Here is an 18,363-nt window from a genome sequence, read left to right as displayed (position 1 = left end):
GCCCCAAGGCAACCGCGCCTCAACCAACTTCGTCACCCGCAACGCCAGGTCACATGCTTTCTTCGTGTCCGCGGCGAACTCGAGCACGCTCGCCAGGCGCCGCTGTCCTTGATGAACACCTGGTCTGCCCACCCGGTTGATCACCTTCTGTCAACATTGTGACTCTCTGGTTCCTGTTGGGGCGGATTGTTAGGCGTGACCGGTTTGTGTTGTTGGGGTGCCACGATCCGGGCATGACTGGGTGGGTTGGGCGCAGGCTCGTTGGGGTGGGGCTCGGGTTGGTGGGGGCGGTGCTGGTGCTGGTCGCCACCTTCTTTCCGCTGTTCAGTGGGTCGGTGGGGAACGGGCGGCTGCGGATCACGCTGACGGCCACGCCGTGGGGCTTCAAGGCCGCCGGGACCGGCGCGACGCAGGTCGGCGCCATCCCGGTGAACGCCTATCCGATGATCGTCTCCGTGGTGTTGCTGCTGGTCGGCACCGTGACGGCCTTTGTCGCCGCGCGGACCGACCCCACTCCCCTCAGCCGGCGCGCGTCCGTTGTCCTCATGGCTGTCGGCGCCTCGTTCACCTCCGCGACCGCGCTCACCGTCGGCCTCGAGGCGGTTTCGTGGGAGGACAGCTTCCGGCCGACCGGTACAGGCGTCCGGATCACCGACGCCGCGCTCGGTCTCGGCTTCTGGGGACTCATCCTCGGCGCGGTGGTGGGCATAGCCGGCGCCATCGTGACCGCGCTCCCCGCCCGGCCGGTGGACCCGCCCACTCCGCCATTCGGGTTCCCCCTGCCCGAAACCGGGTTCACCGCACCCGAAACCCCGGCCGAGCCGGGTTAGTGTCGGCGCATGGAGTTGGTCGTCCTACTGGACGAGGCCGGGCAGGCCATCGGCACCGCTGACAAGGCAACCGTGCACCACCGGGAGACGCCGCTGCACCTCGCGTTCTCCGCGTACGTGTTCGACGCCCAGAATCGCTTCCTGCTGACCCGCAGGGCCCAGACCAAGAGAACCTGGCCAGGGGTCTGGACCAATAGCTGCTGCGGCCATCCAGGGCCCGGTGAGGCCTTCCCGGACGCCATCGCCCGCCGGCTCAAGGACGAGCTCGGCCTGGACGCCGGACCCGTCGATCTCGTGCTGCCCCGGTTCCGCTATCGAGCGGAGATGCCGGACGGTGTCGTCGAGAACGAAATGTGTCCCGTCTACCGGGTAACCGCTGCGGGTGATCCTCGGCCGGACCCCGAAGAGGTCATGGACTTCGAATGGGTTCAGTGGCCGCCGCGCGACCGCGAACTGTCTCCGTGGGCCGTCGAGCAGTTAGGCCAACTGGCCCAACTGGGGCCGGATCCGCGCAGGTGGCCGGTGGCGCCGGCCACAGAACTGCCCCCTGCGGCCAGTTAGTGACGCAATGCGCCGGACGGGGGGTGCGGAGTCGCACCTCGGTACTGTTAAAGTTCGGGACACGCTTCGGGACAACTGTGCCCCGAAGCGTTCCTGGCTTGTCCGGCCAGGCCGTGTTCCCGCCGGTTGTGAACCACCACCGGCCCATTCGTTCGCCGGCCGCGCGCCGGTGACGCGAGGAGGTCTTGCGTGCTAGGCGCCTTCCGCTCGGCTCTCGCGACGCCGGATCTACGCAAGAAGATCCTGTTCACCTTCGGGATCATCGTGCTCTACCGGGTAGGAGCCCTCCTGCCCTCGCCGGGCGTGTCCTACCCGAACGTGCAGAAGTGCATGGCGGACATCTCCGACCAGAGCGGGATCTACTCGCTGCTGAACCTGTTCAGCGGCGGTGCCTTGCTGCAGTTGTCCGTCTTCGCGCTCGGCATCATGCCGTACATCACCGCGAGCATCATCATCCAGCTGCTCACCGTGGTCATCCCGCGGTTCGAGCAGCTGAAGAAGGAAGGGCAGGCGGGTCAGGGCAAGCTGACCCAGTACACCCGCTACCTGACCATCGCGCTCGCGATCCTGCAGGCCACCGGCATCGTCGCGCTGGCCGACCGCAAGCAGCTGTTCGGCAACTGCGAGTTCGACATCATCCCCGGCGACGGCATCTGGCCGCTGGCCGTCATCGTCATCACGATGACCGCCGGTACCGCCGTGATCATGTGGCTGGGTGAGCTGATCACCGAGCGCGGCATCGGCAACGGCATGTCCCTGCTGATGTTCGTCAACATCGCGGCCCGCATCCCGGCCGAGGGCAAGATCATCTGGGACAAGGGCGCCATCACGTTCACCGTGATCTGCCTGTTCGGTCTCGCGATCATCGCCAGCGTCGTGTTCATGGAACAGGGCCAGCGCCGCATCCCGGTCCAATATGCCAAGCGCATGATCGGGCGCCGGATGTACGGCGGCACCTCGACCTACCTCCCGCTGAAGGTCAACCAGGCCGGTGTCATCCCGGTGATCTTCGCGTCCTCGCTGCTCTACCTGCCCGACCTGATCTCGCGCCTGGTCGGCGGCAACCAGGACTCCTGGTGGCAGCGGTTCATCGCGCAGTACCTCGTGCAGCAGAACAACTGGGTGCACATCCTGGTGTACTTCGCGCTGATCATCTTCTTCACGTACTTCTACATCCAGATCACGTTCAACGTGAACGAACGTGCCGACGAGATGCGGAAGTTCGGCGGGTTCATCCCGGGTATCCGCCCGGGGCGCCCGACCTCTGAGTACCTGAGCTTCGTGCTTGGCCGCATCACCCTGCCCGGCTCGATCTACCTCGGCATCATCGCCATCCTGCCCAACTTCTTCCTGTCCATCACCGGACAGGGGCAGAACCAGAACTTCCCGTTCGGCGGTACCGCGGTGCTGATCATGGTCGGCGTTGGCCTCGACACCGTGAAGCAGATCGAGAGCCAGTTGATGCAGCGTAACTACGAAGGGTTCCTCAGGTGACACGACTCGTTCTGGTCGGCCCGCCAGGCGCGGGCAAGGGCACGCAGGCCGGGACGCTCAGCGAGAAGCTCGGCGTGCCTCACATCTCCACCGGCGAGCTGTTCCGTGCCCACATCGGGGACGGAACGGCCCTCGGCCGCAGCGTTCAGGGCTACCTCGACGCCGGGAAGCTCGTCCCGGACGAGGTCACCAACGAGATGGTCCGCGAACGGCTGGCCGATGCCGACGCACAGGACGGGTTCCTGCTCGACGGGTTCCCCCGCAACATCGCGCAGGCCGAGGTGCTGGACAAGATCCTCGCCGAGTCCGGGCACAAGCTGGACGCGGTCGTGGAGTTCCAGATCGACGAGGACGTCGTCGTGGCGCGGCTGCTCGGCCGTGGCCGTACGGACGACACCGAAGAGGTCATCCGGCACCGTCAGCACGTGTACCGCTCGGAGACCGAGCCGCTGCTGAACTACTACCGGGACCTGCTGCTCACCGTCGACGCCGTCGGTGACGTCGACGAGGTCACCTCCCGCGTCCTCAAGGCGCTGGACCCAGACGGACAGGCGTGACCACGGGTGGTGTGCTCGGGCGACTGCGTGGGCGCCGCAGCATGATCGAGATCAAGTCCCGCGGTGAGCTGGAGGCGATGCGCGCCGCGGGCATCGTCGTCGCGCGGGCGCTCGCCCTGGTCACCGAAGCGGTCAAGCCGGGCGTGAGCACCGCCGAACTCGACGAGATCGCCGAGCAGACCATCCGCGACGCGGGTGCGGTGCCGTCCTTCAAGGGCTACCACGGCTTCCCCGCGACCATCTGCGCGTCGGTCAACGAGCAGGTCGTCCACGGCATCCCGGCGCCCACCCAGGTGCTCGCCGAAGGCGACCTGATCTCGATCGACTGCGGCGCGATCCTCAACGGCTGGCACGGCGACGCGGCCGTGACCGTGTGCGCGGGCACGATCCGCCCCGAAGACGCGGCCCTCTCCGAAGCGACCCGCGCATCCATGTTCGCGGGCATCGAAGCGATCCAGGTCGGCGCCCGGCTGTCCGACATCTCGCACGCCATCGAGCAGTCCATCCTCACGTCGGCCACCAAGGACGGCGTGAAGTACGGCATCGTCAAGGATTACGGCGGCCACGGCATCGGCACCGAGATGCACATGGAACCGTTCCTGCCCAACTACGGCAAACCAGGCAAGGGCCCGCGCCTCATCGAGGGCATGGCGATCGCCATCGAGCCGATGCTGACCCTCGGTGGGAACAAGACCGATGAGCTCGATGACGGGTGGACGGTCGTCACACTCGACGGGTCTCGGGCGGCGCACTGGGAGCACAGTGTCGCTGTGACCGATGACGGGCCGTGGATTCTCACCGCGCCTGAGGACTAGCTCACCTCGGCTTTGTGGACGAGGTCGGCCCATGTGGGCTGAAGGTTGGTTTTGCGTGGCCAGGTCGGCCTCGGTGAGTTGGAGATCGGCCGTGTGTGGCCCAGGTCGGCTTTGGTGGCTGGAGGTCCGCTTGTGTGGGCCAGATCGGCCTTGGTGAGCTGGAGATCGGCCGTGTGCGGACCGGGTTGGCCTTGGTGGGCCAAAGGTCGGCTTGTGCCAGGTCGGCGTTGGTGAGCTGGAGATCGGCCGTGCGGGCCAGGTCGGCCATTGCGGGCCGGAGGTTGGCGTTGTGGCTAGGTCGGCTGGGTCGGCTTTGCGGTTTGGCGCAGGTCGACCTTGGTGAGCCGGAGGTTGGCTTTGTGCGGGCTAGGTCGGCCTCGGCGGGCCGGATCCGCTTGTATGGGCCGGATCGGCCTGGGGACTGAAGGTCGGCTTTGTGGGTCAGCTCAGCCTGGCTGAGTCAGGTCTGCCTTGGTGAGCTGGAGATCGGCCGTGCGGGCCAGGTTGGCCTTGGCGGGCCGGAGGTCGGCTTTGTGGCTAGGTCGGCTGGGTCGGCTTTGAGGTTTGGCGCAGGTCGGTTTTGTGGCTGGGGCGCGGTTCGGTTTGACATGGGTCCCGTCGGCGGCCCTGCGGCAGGTATGCGGGCAGGTCCAAATTGGGGCTAGTGCTCGCGGTCGATGCAGGCCGGGTCGGGACTGCCGCGCTGGAAAGCTTAGGGCCGCCGCCACCCATGTAACACCGAACCGCGCTCAGTGCTCCCCACACCCACCTGGGCGCGGTTCGACATAGAGAATTGGCCAACAAAGCCTTCGCGATTCTCTGCGTCGCCTGGTTCCAGTGGGCTCGGCGACTCAGTTGGTGTCCTGGCTCGCTGATCGAGGCTGTGTTTTCTCCGCGCGCCCAGCACCCGGCTGCCCGATCCGTTCACCACCCCGCCTGTGGACAACCGGTGCCAAGTCGATCTTGCTGCTCCGGGAGTGTCGGTGCTCGTTGGTAGCGTGGGATTCGGGGGCCGGAGGCAACGGTGGGGCCCGGGCATGGTGGGGCTGGCCCTACCTCAAATGTGGGGTCTGCGCCATCCGTTCTAGGGCCCTGGGCTGGGACCATGGATGGGTGACAGAGGGCATCACTCCGGATCGCATTCGCGTCACCGACCTGGACCGGCAGGCGGTGGAGGCCCGGCTGCGGCTCGCGCACGCCAACGGCAGCCTCACCCTCACCGAGCTGGACGAGCGCCTGCTCGGTCTCTGGCAGAGCCGCACCCGCGGGGATCTGCGCCTGCTCACCTTGGACCTGCCGGTGCTGCCGCCCGCGCCGGTCCCCAAGCCGGAGCCCAAGCCGAGTGTCGCGCTGAAGGTGCTCGCCACCATCTGGCTCAGTCTCTCCGCCGTGAACACGACGATCTGGTTGATTGTCTGCGTCACGACTGCGACCCTTGTTTACCCCTGGTTCATCTGGGTCCTGCTGCCCCCGGGCGTGGTGCTGGGCGTGATCGCCGCGATGCTCCGTCCGCGCAGGTAGGGACCCCGATTTGGGCGCTGGGCGCACGGTGCGTACACTAGGTCAGTGGCGCGCTCGTAGCGCCGGTCTCGTCGTGCGGTTATTTCATCAGCTGCCCTCGCGTGCCCGGCTCTCGCGCGTGCCGGGCAAGAAGCCAGTCATCTAGTCACGAAACGCGGAGGACATGGGCAAGAAAGACGGGGCCATCGAAGTCGAGGGTCGCGTGGTCGAACCCCTACCCAACGCGATGTTCCGCGTTGAGCTGGAGAACGGCCACAAAGTTCTCGCACACATCAGCGGCAAGATGCGGCAGCACTACATCCGTATCCTGCCGGAGGACCGGGTCGTCGTGGAGCTCTCTCCTTACGACCTGTCCCGTGGGCGCATCGTCTACCGCTACAAGTAGTGACCTCCACCAGGCTTGAACAGGAGAGCTGAGGCGTGAAGGTCCAGCCGAGCGTCAAGAAGATCTGCGACAAGTGCAAGGTGATCCGCCGGCACGGTCGCGTCATGGTGATCTGCGAGAACCTGCGTCACAAGCAGCGCCAGGGCTGATCGACTTATAACCAAGAGGACCTCCCAGCACCTGCCGGATCACACGGATCCGGCGTACCCCCGGACTTCAGGCCGGGGCCCGGGCTCATCAGACGAGTCGGCCCGGGGCGGTCAGGGAGCAGACCTGGAGACAACATCAAGGAGACAACGCCGAAATGGCACGACTCGCTGGCGTAGACCTCCCCCGCGAGAAGCGGTTGGAGATCGCGCTTACCTACATCTTTGGCATCGGGCGTACCCGTTCCAAGGAACTGCTGGGCGCGACCGGTCTCTCCCCGGACCTGCGCGTGAAGGACCTGTCCGACGACGACGTCCTCAAGCTGCGCGACTACATCGAGGAGAACTTCAAGGTCGAGGGTGACCTCCGCCGTGAGGTCCAGGCCGACATCCGCCGCAAGATGGAGATCGGCTGCTACGAGGGCCTGCGGTGGCGCCGCGGTCTGCCCGTCCGCGGTCAGCGGACCAAGACCAACGCCCGCACCCGCAAGGGCCCGAAGAAGACGGTCGCCGGCAAGAAGAAGGCCGGTAAGAAGTGATGAACGCGTACTGCGGCCGGAGTCTCAAGCTCGTCACGCAGCCGCGGCGCGGCCGGTCCGCCATGCGGGCCACGCTGGTCGCCCCGCAGAACGCCCGCCCGGCGGCGCTGCGGGACCTCTACCTCGACGCGGGTTCCCGGATCCGCCGTCAGGCCATCACCTCTCCCGAGCCGACCCCCAGCGCTTCCAAGTAGGAGACACCCCCAGTAATGCCACCCAAGTCACGCACCGGCGCCGGTGCCGTCAAGAAGGTCCGGCGCAAGGAAAAGAAGAACATCTCCCACGGGCACGCCCACATCAAGAGCACGTTCAACAACACGATCGTGTCGATCACCGACCCGCAGGGCAACGTGATCAGCTGGGCCTCCAGCGGCCACGTCGGCTTCAAGGGCTCGCGCAAGTCGACCCCGTTCGCCGCGCAGATGGCCGCGGAGAACGCCGCCCGCAAGGCCGCCGAGCACGGCATGAAGAAGGTCGACGTGTTCGTCAAGGGCCCGGGCTCCGGCCGGGAGACCGCGATCCGTTCGCTGCAGGCAGCCGGCCTCGAGGTCGGCACGATCCAGGACGTGACCCCGCAGCCCCACAACGGCTGCCGCCCGCCCAAGCGGCGCCGGGTCTGAGGCACGGGGAGGAGTAACTCAAGATGGCTCGTTACACGGGACCAGCCACGCGCAAGTCGCGCCGGCTCAAGGTTGACCTCGTCGGCGGCGACCAGGCCTTCGAGCGCCGCCCCTACCCGCCCGGCCAGCACGGCCGCGGCCGGATCAAGGAGAGCGAGTACCTGCTTCAGCTCCAGGAGAAGCAGAAGGCCCGGTTCACCTACGGCGTGCTCGAGCGCCAGTTCCGCAAGTACTACGAGGAGGCCGTGCGCCAGCAGGGCAAGACCGGTGAGGTCCTGCTGCAGCTGCTGGAGTCGCGGCTGGACAACGTGGTGTACCGCGCGGGCCTGGCCCGCACCCGGCGCCAGGCGCGCCAGCTGGTCAGCCACGGGCACTTCATCGTCAACGGCCACAGGGTGAACGTGCCCAGCTTCCAGGTCACCAAGTTCGACATCATCGACGTGAAGCCGAAGTCGCTGCCGACGCTGCCGTTCGAGGTCGCCAAGGCGACCTACGGCGACCGCCCGGTGCCGGCCTGGCTGCAGGTCGTGCCGTCGAACCTGCGGATCCTGGTGCACCAGCGCCCGGAGCGCGCGCAGATCGACACTCCGGTGCAGGAGCAGCTGATCGTCGAGTTCTACTCGAAGTAAGACGTTGACGGCCCGGCGTTCCGATGGCGCCGGGCCTCCCGCGGCAGGCATCAAATAGCGGGTGCCTTAGGGAAGGAAAAAGAAAGTGCTTATCTCTCAGCGTCCCAGCCTTGCCGAAGAGCCAGTGGGCGAGACCCGGTCCCGGTTCGTCATCGAACCGCTGGAGCCCGGTTTCGGCTACACGCTCGGCAACTCACTGCGCCGGACCCTGCTGTCCTCCATCCCGGGGGCGGCGGTCACCAGCATCCGCATCGACGGCGTCCTGCACGAGTTCACCACCGTGCCGGGCGTGAAGGAAGACGTCACCGACATCATCCTGAACCTCAAGGAGCTCGTGGTGAGCTCCGAGGAGGACGAGCCGGTCACCATGTACCTGCGCAAGCAGGGCCCTGGTGAGGTCACCGCAGGCGACATCGTGCCCCCGGCCGGTGTCACCGTGCACAACCCCGATCTGCACATCGCCACGCTGAACGGCAAGGGCAAGCTGGAGATCGAGCTGGTCGTCGAGCGGGGCCGCGGCTACGTGCCCGCGGTGCAGAACAAGCAGGCGGGTGCCGAGATCGGCCGGATCCCGGTCGACTCGATCTACTCGCCGGTGCTCAAGGTGACCTACAAGGTCGAGGCCACCCGTGTCGAGCAGCGCACCGACTTCGACAAGCTGATCCTGGACGTGGAGTCCAAGCCGTCGATCACGCCGCGTGACGCCGTCGCGTCGGCCGGCAAGACCCTGGTCGAGCTGTTCGGCCTGGCCCGTGAGCTGAACGTCGACGCGGAGGGCATCGAGATCGGCCCGTCGCCCGCCGAGGCGGACACGATCGCGGCCTACGCGATGCCGATCGAGGACCTCGACCTGACGGTCCGCTCGTACAACTGCCTCAAGCGCGAAGGCATCCACACCGTGGGTGAGCTGGTCTCGCGCAGCGAGGCGGACCTGCTGGACATCCGCAACTTCGGTGCGAAGTCGATCGACGAGGTCAAGATGAAGCTCGTCAGCCTCGGCCTCGCGCTGAAGGACAGCCCGCCCGGGTTCGACCCGAGTGCCGCCGCGTCGGACTACCCGTCCGCCGGGGAGACCTCGTGGGCGACGGACACCAGCCTCGACACGGGCCACGACGACGGCCACGACTACGCGGAGACTGAGCAGCTCTAGGCCCCTGGCTGGAGCACATTCGACTAGGAGCAAGGAATGCCCACCCCCACGAAGGGCCGTCGCCTCGGCGGGTCTCCGGCGCACGAGCGGCTGCTGCTGGCCAACCTGGCCACCTCGCTGTTCACGCACGGCCGGATCACCACCACGGAGGCCAAGGCCAAGCGGCTGCGTCCGCTGGCCGAGCGCCTGATCACCCGGGCCAAGCACGCCCACCTGGCGAACGAGGAGTTCGCCAAGACGGCACCGGAGACCGAGCGCAAGGACAAGCACGGCAACGACAAGGTCAGCCCGGCCGCGCTGCACGACCGCCGCGAGATCACCAAGGTGATCCGCAACAAGGACGTGGTGCACCGCCTGCTGGCCGAGATCGGCCCGTTCTTCGTCGGCCGTGACGGTGGCTACACCCGCATCGTCAAGACGCTGCCGCGCAAGGGCGACAACGCCAAGATGGCGATCATCGAGCTGGTGAACGAGAAGCTCGTCGCCGGTGACGCCGAGAAGATCACGAAGGCGGCGGCCAAGAAGGACGCTGCCAAGAAGGCCGAGGAGCCCAAGGCCGAGGCCGCCACCGAGGCGCCCGAGGTCGAGGACACCGACGCCGAGGCGCCGGAGTCGGCGACCAAGGACGCGGCCGAGGAGCCCGCCGAGGGCGCCGACGCCAAGGACGAGTCCGAGAAGAAGGACGAGTCCTGACGGCTCAGCACGACCGGCACGAGCCCGTCGTTCCCACTGGGGACGGCGGGCTCGTGCGTGTGCGTCTCGACATCTCCTACGACGGCACGGACTTCTCCGGGTGGGCGCGTCAACCCGGACGCCGGACGGTCTGCGGCGTCCTGGAGGACACGCTCGGCCAGATCCTGCGCGGCCAACCGCCCCGGCTGACCGTCGCGGGCCGCACCGACGCCGGTGTGCACGCCACCGGGCAGGTGTCCCATGTGGACCTTCCGGTCGACGTCGAGCCGGATCGCCTGTGGTACCGGCTGAATCGCGCGCTGCCGGGCGACGTCCGGATCCTCGGCGTGCGGCAGGCGCCGTCCGGCTTCGACGCCCGGTTCTCCGCGATGCGCCGCCACTACACCTACCGGGTCTCCGACGCGGTGGTGGAACCGTTGCAGCGCAACCACATCGTCGGCTGGCCGCGCCCGCTCGACCTGGACGCGCTCAACCTCGCCGCCGCGAAACTCCTGGGAACGCACGACTTCGTGGCGTTCTGCAGGAAACGCGAAGGCGCCACGACCATCCGTGAGCTGCAGCGGCTCGACTGGGACCGCGACGGCGACGTCCTGCTCGCCCGGGTGTCCGCCGACGCGTTCTGCCACTCCATGGTCCGCAGCCTCGTAGGGGCCCTCCTCGCCGTCGGTGAGGGCCGCAAACCCGCCGACTGGCCAGTGTCCCTGTTGACGGCCGAAAGTCGCGCCAGCGGCGTCACAGTGGCCCCTGCGCACGGCCTGGTGCTCACCGCCGTGGACTACCCGCCGGACGACCAGCTCGCCAGCCGCGCCGAGCTCACCCGCAACGTCCGCACCCTCGACTGATTCACAAGAAGTCGTACCCGGTGAAGGAGGTGACCGGGACGTAGCCGATGCGCTGGTAGAGCGCGTTGCTGGTGGTGTTGGCGGGGTTCGTGAACAGCACGACATCCGTCGCACCCGCGGCCAAAGCGGCCCGGCTCACCTCGACCGTCACGGCACCCGCGTAGCCGAGCCCCCGCAGGTGAGCAGGGGTGTAGACCGGATCCACCCGGACCATGCCGCCGACCATCCGCGTCGAGCCCGCCATCGAAACGGGAGTGCGGTCCGGGGTCTCCCAGAACGTGAACTGCTTGTCGGCGAACCGCGAGACCGCCCAGGACTCGGCGGGAGCCTCCTCGACATCGGCGCGGAAAGCGTCGCACCAACGGACGACCTGCTCGTGGTCCTGCGGCTCCGCAACGCGACCCCAGCCCGCGGGAACCGGCTCCGGTGGGGTGAGCGTGCCGAGCCGGTAGAGCAGCACCTGCACGGTGGGAACAGCCGCCGCGCCCGTGAGCCGTTGCCACGCCTCGGAAAAGGCGGCTGCGGTGTCGTTCTCCGCTGTGACACCGGAAAGAGTGACGCCGGCCAGCCGGGCGGCGAGGGCGCCGGACTCCTCAGCCGACAAGCGGGAGACGGTCAGGCGTTGGTTCGGACGGTGGTAGAAGAACGCGCTGACTTCGTTTCCCCTCCCCAGCCAACCAAAGACGGCATCCGTCCCTTGTGTCCGCAGTTTCTCGATCGTCGTCAGCGGAGTGGTGTGCCGGGCGGGCTGTGAACGCAAGAAATCCCCGGCGTGGGCGAGAAACTCGGTGATGTCCCCGGTGGTGTGCCAGTCGTCCGAACGCATGGCCGCATGATGCCGGAAACGGCCCCGCACGGACCGAAGCGGCTCCCGTGCAGGGTCGGGAGCCGCCTGGCCGCAGGGCTTTCTAGAGGGTGCTGGTGTTCAGCAGGCGGTTCGGCGAGCCGGAACCGGGGTTGGTGACCTTGTTCGGGGTGGCCTTCGCGATCAGCTGGGACGCGACGGTCGCCGCGGAGGCGGTCGGGTTCTTGGCCAGGTACAGCGCGGCCGCGCCGGCCACGTGCGGGGTGGCCATCGAGGTGCCGCTGATGGTGTTGGTCGCGGTGTTGCTGCCGACGCCCCACGAGGACGTGATGTTCACGCCCGGCGCGAAGATGTCGGTGCAGGTGCCGAAGTTCGAGAACGACGCGCGGGCGTCGTTGCTCTGGGTGGCGTTCACCGTGATGGCCTGCGTCACCCGAGCGGGCGAGGAGTTGCAGGCGTTGGCGTTGGAGTTGCCGGACGCGATCGCGTAGGTGACACCGGACGCGATCGAGTTGCGGACCGCCGTGTCCAGAGTGGTGCTCGCGCCGCCGCCGAGGCTCATGTTGGCCACGGCCGGCTTGATGGCGTGCTGCGTCACCCAGTTCACGCCGGCGATGACACCGGCGGTGGTGCCGGAGCCGTCGCAGCCCAGAACCCGGACGGCCACGAGCTGAACGGCCTTGGCCACGCCGTACTGGCTACCGCCCACGGTGCCGGCGACGTGCGTGCCGTGACCCTGGCAGTCGACCCCGCCCGTGCTGGGCGTCACCGCGTCCGTGCCGAGCGTGGCCCGGCCGCCGAACGTCGTGTGGGTGAACTTGATGCCGGTGTCGATGATGTACGCGTGCACGTTCGACGCGGTCGTCGAGTAGTTGTACGCGTTGTTGAGCGGCAGGTTCGCCTGGTCGATGCGGTCCAGACCCCACGACGGCGGGTTCGTCTGGGTGGCGTCGATCCTCATCACCTGGTCGGCTTCCACGGACGCGACCGATGGGTCGGCGGCCAGCCTGCGGGCCTGCGCTTCGCTCATGTCCGCCGCGAAGCCCTGGAACACCGCCGAGTACTGGTATTTGACGGTACCGCCGTACTTCGAGGTCATCGTGGTGGCGGTCTTCGCCGAGTCCTTCAGCACCACGATGTACGAGCCCTTGACCGCGGTCGGCAGGTCCAGGCCCAGAATCTGGCCCTGTGCGGCCTGGGCAGGCGCCGCCAGGCCCAGTGTCGCGGCCAGCAGGACAACGGCACCGGCTGTCCCCGCCAAACGGGCAGCCTTGGATACAGCCATTCTCTGGTCTCCTTCATGCAGGGCACGGGGTGGCATTGATCGCCCTCGCCGCCACTCCCGTGAAATCGGAAGGAACGGACACCAGAGTTGTCCTTCAGAACGTCATTACGCAAGAGAGCCGAGTAACTTCGAGCTGTCACTCTTTCCCTGGGAATGAATTAGCCCGTCTGCCGGTTTCCGCTGCGGCAAACGGGCTAACCGAACGGCGTGTTGATCAGTCGCCGCGCCGGATGGGGCCGAGAATCTGCTGCTCACGCTGTGTGGTGACGAGCCGGATCGGTTTCCAGGTGTTCTGCCCGAGCGCCACGATCTGGTCGTCACCGAGCCCGGTCAGCTGATTCACCAGCTGCGGCGGCAATCGCCAGATCCGCGCGGCCAGCTGGGCCTGGCCGGCGGGAAGCCGTTGCATCAGGACGATGTCCGCGGCATTCGCGGTGGCACCGGCCTGGGGATGCAAATATGGCAAAACGTAAATGGTCGTCTGCCACGGAGTTCGCGGCGGAAATATCTCCTGCGGGGTCGGCCCGCCGTCGTGAACCACGAGCAGCGGGCTGTCCTCGCTCGGCGTCGGCAGTTCCACCGGGCTGAGCCGGCGGATCTGCACCAGCGGAACCGGGCGGCCGTCCGGCGTGGTCCCGGCCGCCTTCGCCAGCACCTGCCACTTCGCCGGGCGCCCGGTGGCCACGACCACCCACGCGCCCACCGCCATCGCCCGCAACGCGGTCTGCAGCGCCAGGTACAGCCCGCCGACCAGCACGATCCTGGTCGGCGCCGGGCGCAGCGCGGAGATGGTGAACGGCTCGCCCTGCGGCCCCTGGCCGAGCAGCACGCCGCCACGGTCGCCGGACGGGCTGACCTGGTCCAGCATCGCGGGGGACAGCAGGAACTCCGGGGCGACGCCCTTGTTCATGCCCTGCGTGTCGAGCAACCGGCTGGATCCGCTCACACCGCACCTCCCAGCGGCAGGGTCGCCGCGAGCCCGGCCACCTGCAGGCCCCGCAGCGGCGTCAGGGTGATGCCGATCCGGTCGGAGATGGCCTCCAGCCGTTCGTCGGCCTGGTCCAGCTCACCCGGGGTGCGGGCGCTGACCCGGACCAGCCCGCGCACGCCGATCTGGTCGTCCTCGCTGCCCGGCGAGAGCGACAAGGCCACAGTGGACGAAAGCGCGCGGACGCTGGTGAGGGCGTTGAGGCTGTTGGCCATCTTGCCGTTCGGCCAGCCGGTGATCGCGTAGCTCGCGTGCCCGACACCGGCCGCGGTCACGCCGGTCCACCGTTCCTGCAAGGAAACCCGGTTGTTCGTACCCGCCACCGCGGTGAGCTCGGCCGCGGAGATGCCCGCTCGCAACAACTCGTCCGGGTCAAGCGGGCGCGTCGGCACGCCACGGGACTCCAATGCGTTGCGAACACGGGAAAGCGCGCCGATCAACGCGCGATGGGCGCCGACGACACCGCCGCCACGTTCGCGGACGGCCGCCGGGCACCGGCTCGGGTCCAGCTTCACCGCGACCCACGTCGTCCGGCGGGCGACCGCGGGCAGCGGGCCCAGCACTTCGAGATACGAGGCCAGCGCGGGCGAGTTCGGCGGCAGGGCGGTGCTGCCGGGGTAGCAGTGCCAGATCACCTGGATCGCGTCGAGGACCACGCCACGGTCCTCCAGGCAGGGCCCGAGGGCGCCGAGCGGCAGGCTCGGGGTCGAGCCCACCTGGGTGACCAGGCTCGGCGTCGGGTCGACCAGCAGCACCGCGGTCCACGTGCCGTTGTGCCAGGCGAGACCCAGCGGGTTGCGCTCGTGGTCACTGCCGTGCGCCACCACGAGGTCCGGCACGGCCAGCCGCAGCAGGCTGACCCGCGGGTCCTCGGGGCCGGTCACGGTCGTCTCGCTGTCGGGCTCGACCGGCATCGGCGGAGGCGTGGGCTTGGTCACCCGGGAGTGCGACCGGAACGTGTACTTCGTCGTCAGGTTCACCCATTGGGGGAACCAGCGGCCGCGCCAGCGGATGAACGCGAACAGCAGCGCCAGCACGAGCACGCCGATGGCGACGTAGAGCAGGCCGGTGTCGACCGCGAGCAGGATCAGCCCGATGGCCAGGCCGATCTCCACCACGACCAGGTTGGACACGGGCAGCGCGCCCAGGCTGGCGCCGCCGGTGCGGCGCCTGGCGTGGATCGGCACCCGGGGCGGCCCCGGCGGCGTGGGCGCGGGCATCGGACCCGTGCTGCCCGGCGGACGAGCCCCCGGTGGCGGGCCGGGCGGCGGGCCCGGCGGGCGTCCGCCCGGCGGCGGGCCACCTCCTGGCGGGCGTCCCCCAGGCGGTGGCATGCCAGGTCGTGGAGGCGTTGTCACCGACATCCCTGTTCCGTCTCTTCCCCTCGATCACGCTGGTCAGCACCGGTTCTGCCAAAGCGCGGGCCGGGCGTCTCCGGTACGGCTATCCTGCGGAACCGTACCGCGACAGGGAGAGCTGCAGGCCGAGAATGCCCTCAACACCGACGACGAAATCACAGGTTCAGGCGTACCGGTTCGTGCTGCGCAGGATGCAGTCGGCGCTGGTCCGTAAGGACGCGGTGATGCTGCACGACCCGATGCGCACGCACTCGCGCGCGACCATGGTCGGGGTCGTGCTGGCCGCCGTGGGCGTGCTCGGCTTCGTGATCGTGGGGCTGTTGTCCCCCGCGCCGCAGGTGCCCGACAGCGGGATCATCATCGCCGAGCCGTCCGGCACGGTGTACGTGGTCTCCGGCAACCCGAAGACGCTGACGCCGACGTTCAACCTGGCCTCGGCCCGGTTGCTGCTGCTGGCCCAGCAGGAGCAGGGCAACGGGCAGCAGGCCGCGCCGCCGCCCGCGGCCAACGACGACTCCGGCACCCCCGCGCAGGCCCCGGGCACGCCGACGGTGATCTCGGACGACAACCTCAAGGACATCCCGAAGGCGCGCCTGGCGGGCATCCCGAACGGGCCGCAGCTGCTGCCGTCGGACGACCAGCGGATCAAGGACGACTGGGGTGTCTGCGACCGGATCCTGATCGACAGCACGCTGCCGCAGGAGCGGTCCAAGACCGGTATCGAGACGACCGTGCTGGCCGGTGTCGACTCGTACGACCGCGAGCTGCGCGAGGGCGAGTCGTTGCTGGTGAAGGCCAAGAACAACCGGACGTACCTGATCTACCGCACGCCGACCTCGGTGAACCAGCAGAACTCCAACGCGGTGCGGGCCGAGGTCGACATGAACAAGTCGTCGGTGGTGCAGGCGCTGAAGCTGTCGCCGAACAGCGTCCGCGAGATCAGCACCGGTCTGCTGAACGCGATCCCCGAGGTGAAGGCGCTGGCCGCGCCGAACATCCCCGGCACGAGCACGTCGGTGAACCTCGGGCTCCCGCTGGGCGCGGTGTTCGCGGTGCCGCGCGCGGGCAACCAGCGTGAGTACTACGTGGTGCAGTCCGACCACATCGACAAGATCAAGCAGACCACCGCCGACCTGATCCGGTACGAGAAGTCGGCCAGCCCGAACATCCCGGACATCGCCCCGGAGCGGATGAGCGCGCTGCAGCCGAGGACCACCATCGACGACTCCGCCTCCCCGGACGCCGTGCCGGACGTGCTGGAGGCGCAGGCCGCGGGCAACTCGGTGGCCTGCCTCGAATGGAGCCTCCAGGGCACCGGAACCGCGCGCGACCAGCACACCTCGCTGCACATCAGCGGCGACCTGCCGACCCCCAAGGACGCGCAGGGCAACAAGATGGCCCCGGTCAGGATCTCGACGCCGAGCGCGGACGGGACCAAGATCGACCAGTTCTTCATGCCCCCGGGCCGCGCGGCGGTGGCGCGGGCCTCCTCGTCGAAACTGGACTTCGAGACCGGCTCGATCTCGTTGATCTCAGACAGGGGCGTGAAATACGGGATCCCGGACGTCAAGACCGCGGGCGCTCTCGGCCTCGCCAAACAAAGCCCCGCGCCCGACGCCATCATCCGGCTGCTGCCCGACGGCGCCAGCCTGAACACCAAAGACGTCATGCGCAGCTACGACACGGTCCCCATCAACCCCAACGCCGGCACCATAGCCACCCCATCAGCCCAGCCCGGCGGCAACTAGCCGGGGCTCAGTCGTCGTCTTCGCCGATGACTGAGGGGGCGCCGTCGAGGGGGTCGCCGAAGATCTCCTCGAGCGGGGCGACGAGGCGGGATTTGCCGCTGTGGTCCTGGGAACCGCCGCCCATCCCGGCGCCCATCATCGGCGGCATCATCATCCCGCCCATCCCACCAGCGGCCGCTGCGGCCGCAGCCGGAGCGGCAGCCGCGGCAGGCGAAGCGGCCGCAGGCGGACTTGGCGCGATCTCCCCGACAGCGGTACTCGCGCCAGGCGTCAGGGGCTTCGCAGCCGGAGCCGGCGTCGGAGTCGCGTGCCCGGCCGAGCTGCCGCCACCGTGACCAGCGGATCCAGCCGAGCCAGCGGAGCCGGAAGAACCGGCCGAGCCCGAAGAACCAGAACCAGCCGATCCGGAAGCCCCGGCGGGGCCGGGGTGATCCGCGGCGGGGTGATCAGCGCTGGGCTGGCCGGTCACGCTCATCACGCCGGCCGGAACCTCCGGCACCGCCCAGTTCGCGGCCGGCATGGTGTGCGTCATCGACACGGCCGCGAACGGCTTGGTCCCGTCGATCCCGTTGCACAGCTGGACAAAAGCCTCCAGCACCTGGCGAACCGACTCGAACAGCCCGCGCGTGGGTCCGTGCACAGTGGACAGATGGGCTCGCGTCCGTTCCTCGCCCGCGACCATCATCGACTGCGCGCTCGTGGCGGAGGTGTCCTCGAGGACCGAAGCCAGTTCGGTCACGATCGTCTCGATGCCGTCCGCGGTCCTGTCCAGGACCTCGCCCATGGCGTTCATGGCGTCGGACATGTCGTTGCCCGCGAGCCCGACGTTCTGCATGTACGCGATGAACGAGTCCGCGGTCTCGCCCTCCCAGTTCGCGTCCAGCGCGCCCAAGGACGAGGTGAGCGACGCCGACACCTGGTCGGCCGCCTTGCCCGCCGCACGCCAGCGGGAGGCCTCCTCGCGCATGGCGCTCCACCGGCCGACCACGGGCGCGAGGTACTCCTCGACCGGGTCCGGCACTCCCAGGCGCTCACATAACGACGACAGGTACTCCAACGAGTTCATGTCCGCTCCGCCCGCTTGATCGTGCGGACGTTGCCGTGCTCGTTGTCGGTGTATCTGGAGACGACCTCGTTCAGGCTGTCGGACGCCGAGTGCAGGGTCTCGATGGCGCGGGTCAGCTGGGAGCGCAGGGCCGCGGCCGCACGGGTGTACGCCTCCGCCGTGTGCACTTGGCGGCCCAGCTCACCGAACGCGTCGCTGCCCAACGGGTCCCCGACGGCGACCGCGGACAGCTGGTCGGCGCCCTTGACGGCGGTCTTGGCGTACGCGCTCACCCAGTCCGGGTCGATCTTCACGCCGGTACCTCCAAGGTCGGATAGCGCTCCGACGCGGG

Annotated in this window: 22 protein-coding genes; 16 read left to right on the top strand and 6 right to left on the bottom strand. The window is 68.5% G+C overall.

All coding sequences use genetic code 11. From position 1 onward, the window contains the following. Window positions 1–233 precede the first annotated feature (233 nt). The 15 genes from AB0J95_RS35645 (at window position 234) to truA (ending at window position 10,782) form a co-directional block, all read left to right on the top strand. Window positions 234–830, top strand: coding sequence for a hypothetical protein (locus AB0J95_RS35645; protein ID WP_364768170.1), 597 nt, complete (start codon window positions 234–236; stop codon window positions 828–830). Window positions 831–839: 9 nt separating this feature from the next. After that, window positions 840–1,391: an isopentenyl-diphosphate Delta-isomerase gene (gene idi, locus AB0J95_RS35640; protein ID WP_364768167.1), complete on the top strand. Its 552-nt coding sequence runs from the start codon at window positions 840–842 to the stop codon at window positions 1,389–1,391. Window positions 1,392–1,580: 189 nt separating this feature from the next. After that, complete coding sequence (secY, locus tag AB0J95_RS35635) at window positions 1,581–2,885, top strand: preprotein translocase subunit SecY (RefSeq protein ID WP_364768164.1); 1,305 nt, start codon at window positions 1,581–1,583, stop codon at window positions 2,883–2,885. Next, window positions 2,882–3,442, top strand: a complete 561-nt coding sequence (locus tag AB0J95_RS35630) for an adenylate kinase (protein ID WP_364768161.1) — start codon at window positions 2,882–2,884, stop codon at window positions 3,440–3,442. Before secY ends, AB0J95_RS35630 begins: the two co-directional genes overlap by 4 nt. A 41-nt stretch (window positions 3,443–3,483) precedes the next feature. Continuing rightward, complete coding sequence (map, locus tag AB0J95_RS35625) at window positions 3,484–4,257, top strand: type I methionyl aminopeptidase (RefSeq protein ID WP_364768602.1); 774 nt, start codon at window positions 3,484–3,486, stop codon at window positions 4,255–4,257. A 1,113-nt stretch (window positions 4,258–5,370) separates the two neighbouring features. Then, window positions 5,371–5,778 (top strand): DUF1707 domain-containing protein, encoded by a 408-nt coding sequence (locus AB0J95_RS35620; protein ID WP_364768158.1) that lies wholly within the window; start codon window positions 5,371–5,373, stop codon window positions 5,776–5,778. Window positions 5,779–5,941: 163 nt separating this feature from the next. Continuing rightward, on the top strand, window positions 5,942–6,163 hold the full coding sequence (gene infA / locus AB0J95_RS35615; RefSeq protein WP_005166804.1) for a translation initiation factor IF-1: 222 nt from the start codon (window positions 5,942–5,944) through the stop codon (window positions 6,161–6,163). 35 nt (window positions 6,164–6,198) lie between these two features. Beyond that, the gene (gene rpmJ, locus AB0J95_RS35610; RefSeq protein WP_010148647.1) at window positions 6,199–6,312 is read left to right on the top strand and encodes a 50S ribosomal protein L36; all 114 of its coding nucleotides are present in this window, start codon (window positions 6,199–6,201) and stop codon (window positions 6,310–6,312) included. A 155-nt stretch (window positions 6,313–6,467) separates the two neighbouring features. Further along, the gene (gene rpsM, locus AB0J95_RS35605; RefSeq protein WP_364768155.1) at window positions 6,468–6,848 is read left to right on the top strand and encodes a 30S ribosomal protein S13; all 381 of its coding nucleotides are present in this window, start codon (window positions 6,468–6,470) and stop codon (window positions 6,846–6,848) included. Then, window positions 6,848–7,042 carry a hypothetical protein gene (locus tag AB0J95_RS35600; protein ID WP_364768153.1) on the top strand — a complete coding sequence of 65 codons (195 nt, stop codon included), beginning with the start codon at window positions 6,848–6,850 and terminating at the stop codon, window positions 7,040–7,042. The genes rpsM and AB0J95_RS35600 overlap by 1 nt, the downstream gene beginning before the upstream one ends. A 15-nt stretch (window positions 7,043–7,057) precedes the next feature. Then, window positions 7,058–7,468, top strand: a complete 411-nt coding sequence (rpsK, locus tag AB0J95_RS35595; RefSeq protein ID WP_364768151.1) for a 30S ribosomal protein S11 — start codon at window positions 7,058–7,060, stop codon at window positions 7,466–7,468. Window positions 7,469–7,491: 23 nt separating this feature from the next. Further along, window positions 7,492–8,097, top strand: coding sequence for a 30S ribosomal protein S4 (gene rpsD, locus AB0J95_RS35590; protein ID WP_364768148.1), 606 nt, complete (start codon window positions 7,492–7,494; stop codon window positions 8,095–8,097). Window positions 8,098–8,182: 85 nt separating this feature from the next. Further along, window positions 8,183–9,247 carry a DNA-directed RNA polymerase subunit alpha gene (locus tag AB0J95_RS35585; protein WP_364768145.1) on the top strand — a complete coding sequence of 355 codons (1,065 nt, stop codon included), beginning with the start codon at window positions 8,183–8,185 and terminating at the stop codon, window positions 9,245–9,247. Between the two features lie 36 nt (window positions 9,248–9,283). After that, on the top strand, window positions 9,284–9,940 hold the full coding sequence (locus AB0J95_RS35580) for a L17 family ribosomal protein (RefSeq protein WP_364768142.1): 657 nt from the start codon (window positions 9,284–9,286) through the stop codon (window positions 9,938–9,940). Window positions 9,941–9,999: 59 nt separating this feature from the next. Then, window positions 10,000–10,782: a tRNA pseudouridine(38-40) synthase TruA gene (gene truA / locus AB0J95_RS35575; protein WP_364768599.1), complete on the top strand. Its 783-nt coding sequence runs from the start codon at window positions 10,000–10,002 to the stop codon at window positions 10,780–10,782. Window position 10,783: 1 nt separating this feature from the next. Here the strand turns inward: truA and AB0J95_RS35570 are convergent, their stop codons facing one another. The 4 genes from AB0J95_RS35570 to eccE all read right to left on the bottom strand — a co-directional run bounded on the left by AB0J95_RS35570 (window position 10,784) and on the right by eccE (window position 14,993). Beyond that, window positions 10,784–11,608, bottom strand: coding sequence for a GNAT family N-acetyltransferase (locus AB0J95_RS35570; RefSeq protein ID WP_364768140.1), 825 nt, complete (start codon window positions 11,606–11,608; stop codon window positions 10,784–10,786). 82 nt (window positions 11,609–11,690) lie between these two features. Beyond that, window positions 11,691–12,872, bottom strand: coding sequence for a S8 family peptidase (locus AB0J95_RS35565; protein ID WP_364768138.1), 1,182 nt, complete (start codon window positions 12,870–12,872; stop codon window positions 11,691–11,693). Window positions 12,873–13,086: 214 nt separating this feature from the next. After that, window positions 13,087–13,782 (bottom strand): hypothetical protein, encoded by a 696-nt coding sequence (locus tag AB0J95_RS35560; protein WP_364768596.1) that lies wholly within the window; start codon window positions 13,780–13,782, stop codon window positions 13,087–13,089. 32 nt (window positions 13,783–13,814) lie between these two features. Further along, window positions 13,815–14,993 (bottom strand): type VII secretion protein EccE, encoded by a 1,179-nt coding sequence (gene eccE, locus AB0J95_RS35555; RefSeq protein ID WP_364768593.1) that lies wholly within the window; start codon window positions 14,991–14,993, stop codon window positions 13,815–13,817. 356 nt (window positions 14,994–15,349) lie between these two features. On the opposite strand from eccE, the gene eccB reads away from it, so the two are divergent. Next, window positions 15,350–16,966 carry a type VII secretion protein EccB gene (gene eccB / locus AB0J95_RS35550; RefSeq protein ID WP_364768135.1) on the top strand — a complete coding sequence of 539 codons (1,617 nt, stop codon included), beginning with the start codon at window positions 15,350–15,352 and terminating at the stop codon, window positions 16,964–16,966. A gap of 7 nt (window positions 16,967–16,973) precedes the next feature. Here eccB and AB0J95_RS35545 read toward each other — a convergent pair whose 3' ends face one another. Beyond that, window positions 16,974–18,032, bottom strand: a complete 1,059-nt coding sequence (locus AB0J95_RS35545) for a WXG100 family type VII secretion target (protein ID WP_364768132.1) — start codon at window positions 18,030–18,032, stop codon at window positions 16,974–16,976. Continuing rightward, window positions 18,029–18,325 carry a hypothetical protein gene (locus AB0J95_RS35540; RefSeq protein ID WP_364768129.1) on the bottom strand — a complete coding sequence of 99 codons (297 nt, stop codon included), beginning with the start codon at window positions 18,323–18,325 and terminating at the stop codon, window positions 18,029–18,031. Before AB0J95_RS35540 ends, AB0J95_RS35545 begins: the two co-directional genes overlap by 4 nt. Window positions 18,326–18,363 lie beyond the last annotated feature (38 nt).

It is taken from the genome of Actinocrispum sp. NPDC049592 (assembly GCF_040675465.1).
Lineage (GTDB): Bacteria > Actinomycetota > Actinomycetes > Mycobacteriales > Pseudonocardiaceae > Kibdelosporangium.
The sequence above is the reverse complement of the archived record's forward strand: the minus strand, read 5'-3'. Positions and strand labels throughout refer to the sequence as shown.